General features: G+C 73.9%; 7 protein-coding genes and 1 tRNA gene. 3 read left to right on the plus strand and 5 right to left on the minus strand.

Annotated features, from left to right (window positions below; genetic code table 11):
- Positions 1–175 precede the first annotated feature (175 nt).
- Entirely contained in the window at positions 176–751 is a 576-nt protein-coding gene (dcd, locus tag ACFRQN_RS18875; RefSeq protein ID WP_049651628.1) for a dCTP deaminase, read from the minus strand.
- A gap of 71 nt (positions 752–822) precedes the next feature.
- On the minus strand, positions 823–1,044 hold the full coding sequence (locus ACFRQN_RS18880) for a hypothetical protein (protein ID WP_074001850.1): 222 nt from the start codon (positions 1,042–1,044) through the stop codon (positions 823–825).
- Between the two features lie 276 nt (positions 1,045–1,320).
- Between ACFRQN_RS18880 and ACFRQN_RS18885 the strand changes: the two genes are divergently transcribed.
- Positions 1,321–1,394: transfer RNA gene (locus ACFRQN_RS18885), tRNA-Gly, on the plus strand.
- A gap of 61 nt (positions 1,395–1,455) precedes the next feature.
- Here ACFRQN_RS18885 and ACFRQN_RS18890 read toward each other — a convergent pair.
- Positions 1,456–2,391 carry a LysR family transcriptional regulator gene (locus tag ACFRQN_RS18890; protein ID WP_074001849.1) on the minus strand — a complete coding sequence of 312 codons (936 nt, stop codon included), beginning with the start codon at positions 2,389–2,391 and terminating at the stop codon, positions 1,456–1,458.
- Positions 2,392–2,537: 146 nt separating this feature from the next.
- Between ACFRQN_RS18890 and ACFRQN_RS18895 the strand changes: the two genes are divergently transcribed.
- Positions 2,538–3,776 carry an MFS transporter gene (locus ACFRQN_RS18895; RefSeq protein ID WP_380741247.1) on the plus strand — a complete coding sequence of 413 codons (1,239 nt, stop codon included), beginning with the start codon at positions 2,538–2,540 and terminating at the stop codon, positions 3,774–3,776.
- A 46-nt stretch (positions 3,777–3,822) separates the two neighbouring features.
- Here the strand turns inward: ACFRQN_RS18895 and ACFRQN_RS18900 are convergent, their stop codons facing one another.
- Positions 3,823–4,941 carry a nucleotide disphospho-sugar-binding domain-containing protein gene (locus tag ACFRQN_RS18900; protein ID WP_074001847.1) on the minus strand — a complete coding sequence of 373 codons (1,119 nt, stop codon included), beginning with the start codon at positions 4,939–4,941 and terminating at the stop codon, positions 3,823–3,825.
- A 259-nt stretch (positions 4,942–5,200) separates the two neighbouring features.
- Positions 5,201–5,983, minus strand: coding sequence for an alpha/beta fold hydrolase (locus ACFRQN_RS18905; RefSeq protein WP_380741248.1), 783 nt, complete (start codon positions 5,981–5,983; stop codon positions 5,201–5,203).
- A gap of 394 nt (positions 5,984–6,377) precedes the next feature.
- On the opposite strand from ACFRQN_RS18905, the gene ACFRQN_RS18910 reads away from it, so the two are divergent.
- Positions 6,378–6,857, plus strand: a complete 480-nt coding sequence (locus ACFRQN_RS18910; protein WP_074001845.1) for a hypothetical protein — start codon at positions 6,378–6,380, stop codon at positions 6,855–6,857.
- Positions 6,858–7,000 lie beyond the last annotated feature (143 nt).

Below are 7,000 nucleotides of genomic sequence, written 5' to 3' on the forward strand. Positions count from 1 at the left end.
GGGGGCCGAGCGGCGCCCCGCGCTGCGGCTGTCCGAGCACGGCACCGCGCTGGCCCCCGACCCCCCCCCGACGGGGCCCTGCCACCCGCCGCGGGCGGTCTGTCCCTCACGTGAGGGACAGACCGCCCGTCGTGCGTGCGCTCCGTGGGGCCCGCGGGTCCTGCGGGTCCTGTGCTCAGACGTCGCTGCGGTGGAAGTTCAGGTACGAGCGGGACGGCGTCGGGCCGCGCTGGCCCTGGTAGCGCGAGCCGTAGCGCTCCGAGCCGTACGGGTGCTCCGAGGGCGAGGAGAGCCGGAACAGGCACAGCTGCCCGATCTTCATGCCCGGGTAGAGCTTGATCGGCAGCGTCGCGACGTTCGACAGCTCCAGGGTCACGTGGCCGCTGAAACCGGGGTCGATGAAGCCGGCCGTGGAGTGGGTGAGCAGGCCCAGCCGGCCCAGGCTCGACTTGCCCTCCAGCCGGGACGCGACGTCGTCGGGCAGCGTGATGACCTCGTACGTCGAGGCCAGCACGAACTCGCCGGGGTGCAGGATGAACGCCTCGTCGCCCTCCGGCTCGACCAGCCGGGTCAGGTCCGGCTGCTCCTCGGAGGGGTCGATGTGCGGGTACTTGTGGTTCTCGAACACGCGGAAGAAGCGGTCGAGGCGCACGTCGATACTCGACGGCTGGATCATCGCCGGGTCGAACGGGTCGACGACGACCCGACCCAGGTCGATTTCGGTCCGGATGTCCTTGTCAGAGAGCAGCACGCTTCGAGGTTACGTGCACGACAGGGCCCCGGACGAATCCGCCCGGGGCCCGTTCCGTCCCTCCGCGACCGTCAGGCCAGGAACTCCGCGGCCTCCAACCGCATCGCCCGCGCCAGTTGCGGCTCCGACAGCTCCCGCACGTCGGCCAGCACCGAACTCCGCATCCGTCCGCACTGCGGGCAGCGGATCAACCGTCCGGGCCCGAGCCGGCCAGGACCGAGGTTCTGCATCGGGAACGTGGTGGTGCTGAACAGGTGCCCCTCGGCACAACGAACGACGGCGCGCTGCTCCATCGATCCCCTTCCCATCCCTAACCCAGTACTCACCCGTACGCACTCGCCCCGACGGCCGAGCCCCGGGACAGCGTCACATTAGGGGATGTTCCGGACATTCCTCACCATGGCTCGCCGCCTCGGCCCCCACCCACCGGAGCACTCGCGCGCGGCCCACACAGTACGCCTCCACACCCGCCCCACCCGGCTCCGCCACGTCCACCGACCCCCTGTGCAACCACCGGTGCGAATGGGGTACAGTGACACTGGATCGAGCGGTCTCTGACGGCTCATCAGGCGGGCGTAGTTTAATGGTAGAACATGAGCTTCCCAAGCTTAGAGCGCGAGTTCGATTCTCGTCGCCCGCTCCAGCAGTAAAGCCCCAGGCCAGTGGCCTGGGGCTTTCGCGTTGTCCGGGGCCGGTCGGGGCGGTCAGTGGGGGAGGGTCCAGGCGGGGGTCCAGGTGCCGGGGGTGCCGGGGGTGGGGGCGGTGGTGGCGAGGTGGGCCCGGAGGGCGGGGAGGGCCGGGTGGGGGTTGTCGCGGTGCCAGAGGAGCGAGTGGGGGTAGACGGGCGTCGGGTCGGTCACCGGGATGCGGCGCAGGCCGTGGGCGGCGGGCCAGACGAGGCGGGTCCGCTCGCTCATGAAGGTGGCGAGGGCCGGGGTGTCGGCGATGGTGTCGAGGAGGGCGTCGGAGCCGAAGTTGGGGCCGGTGGCCTCGATGGTGAGGCCGAACTCGGCGACGAGGTCGGCGTAGTAGGCGCCCCACTCGGTGCCGGGGACGATGCCGGGCATCCAGATCCGGTGGCCGGCCAGGTCGGCGACGGTCAGCGTCCGGGCGCCCGCCAGGGCGTGGGCGGGGCCGGTGAGGAGGTGGAGCGGTTCGTCGAGCACCCGGACGGATGCGATGTCCTCGGGGAGCGGCCGGCCGGGCATGGCGACGGCGCGGAAGGTGGCGTCGATCGTGCCGGAGCGGACGGCGGCCACGGCGGTCTCGATGTCGTGCAGCATCAGCACGTCGAGGTCGATGTCCGGGTGGGCGCGGTGGAAGTCGCGCATCAGGCCCGAGACGGCTCCGCGCGAGTTGAGCACGTCGACGCGCAGCGGGCGGCGGCCGGCCCGTACGGACGCGACGGCGCGTTCGGCGGCGCGCAGCAGTTCGCGGGCGTGGGGCAGGAACGCCTGTCCGTCGATGGTGAGTTCGGCGCCGCGCGGGGTGCGGGTGAACAGTCGCACGCCGAGGTCGCGCTCCAGTGCGGCGACGCGTTTGGAGACGGCCTGCTGGGTGATCGACAGGTCGACGGCGGCCTTCTGGAACTGGCCGGCTTCCGCGATGGCGGCGAAGGTGCGCACTGCTTCGAGGTCCACGCCGGTCCACTGTAGAGAACAACCTGTGGTTGTGCGGGGTGGGCGAAACGGTTGTTTGACCGGCCGCTGTGCCTCCCGGTTGGCTCTCACCGGTCAACTCCGGTTTGTCCGGTCGGGGTCGGGACGTCGAGGGGAGCGCACCGCGCATGACGGGTGGGAGACGGCTGGGCCGGCGGTTCGGCTGGCTGTGGGCGGCGTACGCGGTGAGCGCGTACGGGTCCGGGCTGGGGTTCGGGGCGCTGCCGCTGATCGCCGTGCTGGTGCTGCACGCCGGACCGGCCGAGGTGTCCGCGCTGTCCGCGGTGGGGCCGGCGGTGGGCGCGCTGATCGCGGTGCCGCTCGCGCCGTGGGTGGAGTTCCGGCGCAAGCGTCCGGTGATGATCGCGATGGACCTGGTCCGGTTCGCGGCCATGGCGTCGATCCCGGTCGCGTACGCCCTGGGAGGGCTGGGCTTCGTCCAGCTGCTGGTGGTCTCGATCGTGGTCGCCGCGGCCAGGATCGCGTTCGGCGCGGCCAGCGGCGCCTACCTCAAGGCCCTCGTCCGGCCGGACGACCTGCTGGTGGCCAACGCGCGGTTCGAGTCCACGAACTGGAGCTCCATCGCGATCGGTCCGCCGCTGGGCGGGGCGGCGGTCGGCCGGTTCGGGCCGGTCACCACCGTGGTGGCCGACGCGCTCAGCTACCTGCTCTCCGCGCTGAGCATCACCGCGATCCGCGGCCGGGAGGAGACGCCGCGGCGGACCGGCGGGAACCCGGTGCGGGCGGGCGCGGTGCTCGACGGTTGGCGGCACATTCTGGGCGACCCCGGTCTGCGGGCGCTCTACCTCAACAACATGCTCGTCGCCGGTCTGATCATGGCCACCGAGCCGGTGCTCGCCGTCCTCCTGCTCCGCCAACTCCACTTCGCCCCATGGCAGTACGGCCTGGCCTTCGCCGCCCCCTGCCTCGGCGGGCTGATCGGCTCCCGGCTGGCCCGGCGGGTCGTGGCACGCCACGGCCGGGACCGGGTGTTCCGGACCGTCGGCACCCTGCGCGCCGTCTGGCTGATCGGCCTGGCCTTCGTCCGCCCCGGCGTGGTCGGCCTGGTCACCGTGATGGCCGTCGAGCTGGCGATCATCGTCAACATGAGCCTGTTCAACCCGGTGCTCGCCACCTACCGGCTCGAACGCACGCCCAAGCACCTGGTCGCCCGCACGCTGTCGGCCTGGTCGATCGGCCAGCAGGCGTCCATCGCCGTCTGCACCGCGCTCGGCGGGCTGCTCGCGGCCGCCACCGGACCGCGCACCGCCCTCGCGGTCGCGGGACTGCTCATCCTCGCCACGCCGCTCCTGCTGCCCCGGGCCGACGCGTCGGCGGCCGTACCGCCGGTGGCCGCACCGCTGTGAGCGGGTACGGCCGTGAGCGGTACGGCCACCGGCGGCGGGGGTGGGATCAGCGGCGGGCGGCGAGGTCCTCCAGGGTGGGGACCAGGGCGGCCGGGGTGGGCAGGGCGGCGTTGTCGGCCCGGAGGCGGTGGGCGGCGTCGCGCAGCGCGGCGTCGGTGAGGACACGGGTGAGCAGCGGGGTGTCGACGGCCTCGGAGGTGGAGCTCAGGGCGGCACCGGTGGCGGTGATGGCGTCGGCGTTGAGGAAGTGGTCCGCGCCCTGGGGGAGCAGCAGCTGGGGCAGGCCGGCCTGGAGGGCGGTCAGCATGGTGCCCGAACCGCCGTGGTGGATCAGCGCGTCGGCGCGGCCGAGCAGCTCGTTGAGCGGGACCCAGGGCAGGCCGCGGACGTTGGCGGGCAGGGTGCCGAGCGGGGCGAGGTCGGCGTTGCCGACCGCGAGCAGGAAGTCGGCGTCGACCTCGGCCGCCGCCTCGACCAGGCGGACCACCGCGCGGACGCCGTCGATCTCGGCGAGCACGGTGCCCAGGGTGACGACCGCCCGCGGGCGCTCGGGCTTGCGGAGGAACTCGCCCGGGACGATGCCGCCGCCGTTGTACGGGACGTAGCGCATCGGCAGGCCGTCCGGGTCGCCGCCGAGCGGGCCGAGGTTGAGCACCGCGGTGACGCCCGGAGCGGTCAGGCCGCGCTCCTCGTACAGGTCGGAGACGTGCGAGGCCACCAGGTCGGCCATCGGGCGGCCGGGGCTGGCACCGAAGTTCTGCACCACCGACGGGATCTTGAGCTGGGCGGCGACCAGCGGGCCGGCGGCGGCGAAGGAGTCGTGGACGATCAGGTCGGCGCCCCAGTCGGTGGCGACCGCGAGCAGGCCGTCCACGTCGGGGCGGGAGGCGTGCGCGAACATCGCGGCCGCCATGTCGAGGATCTCTTCCTGGGTCTTGTCCCGGTTGACGTACTGGACCTTGCCGCCGAGAGCCTCCTCGATGATCTCCCGCAGGCCCCGGCCGTCGCCGACCTGGGCGACGGGGAAGCCCGCGGAGCGGATCAGCTCGACGGGCTGCCCGGTGGCGAACAGGACCTCGTGCCCGACGGCGCGCAGCGCCTGGGCGGTGGGCACCATCGGGTAGAGGTGACCGGCCGCGGCGGGGCCGGTGAAGAGTATGCGCATGGTGGTCTCCTTGCGAATGTTGCTGACAAGGCAGTCTCACCTTTGAAGTTGACGTTCAGTCAATTCGATAAGGATCACCATGCGCGGTAATCGGCCTTTCTGGAGCAGGGCTTGCCTCTCGGGCAACGGTGTGCTCCGCGCGCCGGTCGCCCGGGCCGTGCGCGCCCGCCGGACGGGCCGCCCGCGCGCCGCCGTTCGCTCCCTCCCGGCGGTCGGTGGTCGGCGGCCGGCGGTCGGCGGGTGGTCGTGCGGCGGGCGGTCACGCGGCGACGAGGAAGTCCCGGACGGCACCCGTGAACGCCCCGGTCTGCTCGGCGAGCACGATGTGGCCGGTGTCGAACTCGGCGTAGGCGCTGCCGGGCAGGGCGGCGTGCAGCCGGCGGGCGTTCTCCACCGGGACGGTGGCGTCCTGGCGGCAGCCGATCACCAGGGCGGGGGCCTGGACGCGCGGGAGCAGCGGGCCGAGGTCCAGGTCGAGGTTGAGGGCGATGTGCCGCAGGGTGCCCGGGGTCGGCCGCATGTAGGCGGTGTTGGCCTGGACGGCGGCGCGCCCGATCCGGTCGAGGAAGCCGGGGCTGAAGGCGGTGAGGGTGGCGTAGCCGCCGAACGCGGCGGGGTGGTCGGCGAGGGAGAGCCAGGTGGCCATGGAGAGCCGCAGGTACTCGTCCTGTTCCGCGCTGATCCAGCCGGCGGCGGCGACCAGGCGGCGGACCCGCCCGGGGTGCAGGGCGGCGGTCGCGGTGGCGACGACGGCGCCGAGCGAGAAGCCGAGGACGTCGGCGGGGCCGCGGCCGGCGTCCTCGATCACGGCGGCGACCTGGGCGGCCAGGGCCTCCAGGGCGAGCGGACCGCCGTCGTCCTCGGCGGCCGCGCTGCCGGAGAGGTCGGGCAGCAGCACGGTCCAGCGGTCGGTGAAGGAGTCCAGCAGGCCGTCCCACATGGCGGAGCCGGGGCCGGTGCCGTGCACCAGGACGAGGGTGTCGGGGCCGTCGCCGACGACGCGGTAGGGGATGCGGGCGGTGCCGACGGTGATGACGGGCATGGCGGGTCCTCTCGATGGCTGGGTCGGACGGCGGGTCAGAAGGCCTGCCGGGTGCGGCCGGTGGGCCGGTCCGGCCCGGCCGGTCGGCCCAGGAAGTAAACTACACAGTGCAGATCAGTGATTCAACTGCACCGTGCAGTGCATTTTGAAGGTGTGGGAACGGTGAGGGACGGAACCGGGAGGGGAACTGCCCGTACCCGCCCGCCGTCCAAGCAGTGACGGAATGCCGGCCCGGGTTGAACACCGGGGGAGTACGGAGGGCCCTGTGCAGTCAGGTGGTGCCGAACTGAACGTCGGATGCCCGGGCGGCGGCGGCCCCGGCCGCCCCGGCGGTGCGCGGGTCGCGCCGGTCCGGCGGTCGGAGTCCGAGCCGGGGGCGGAGTCGGGGCCGGAGGTGACGATCGACCAACTCGACGCCACCGAACGCTGCGAGACGCTGCTCCAGGACACCCTGGACGCCGTCCGTCCGGCGCCGGTCTGGCAGGGGGCGCCCGCGCGGGCGGGGGCGCGGCTGCCGCTGCCGGGGCGCGAGTCGGAGCTGCTCTGGTACGTCACCCGGGGCCGGGACCTCCTCACCGTCGTCTCGCTGTCCCGACGGGCGGCGCTGGCGGACGTGGTGGAGCGGCACTGGCGGCGGCGCGGCTGGACCATCACCTCGCTGAACGCCGGCCGGGACCGCCCGGGCGTCGCCGCGGCCACGCCGGACGGCTACCGGTTGGAGCTGCGCTTCGGCGAGTCGGGCGAGGCCGGGCTGACGGCGAGTTCGCCCGGAGTGGCCCGCTCGGAGCGGGGCCCGGTGCTGTCCGGGAGCGTCGACCGCTGCGCGCCGCCGCTGCCGTACGTCCGCTGCCCGTACTGGAGCGCGCTGGTCTAGCCGGGGGCACTGGTCCGGCCGGGGGTGCTGGTCCAACCAGGGGCGCTGGGGACCGGGGGAGGCGTGGAGGGGGGGGCCCCCCCCCCCCGCCCCACCCCCCCCCCCCCCCCGGGCGGAGGCAGGCGCCGCCCCCCCCCCGCGAA

The organism is Kitasatospora sp. NPDC056800, assembly GCF_042789775.1.
GTDB lineage: Bacteria > Actinomycetota > Actinomycetes > Streptomycetales > Streptomycetaceae > Kitasatospora.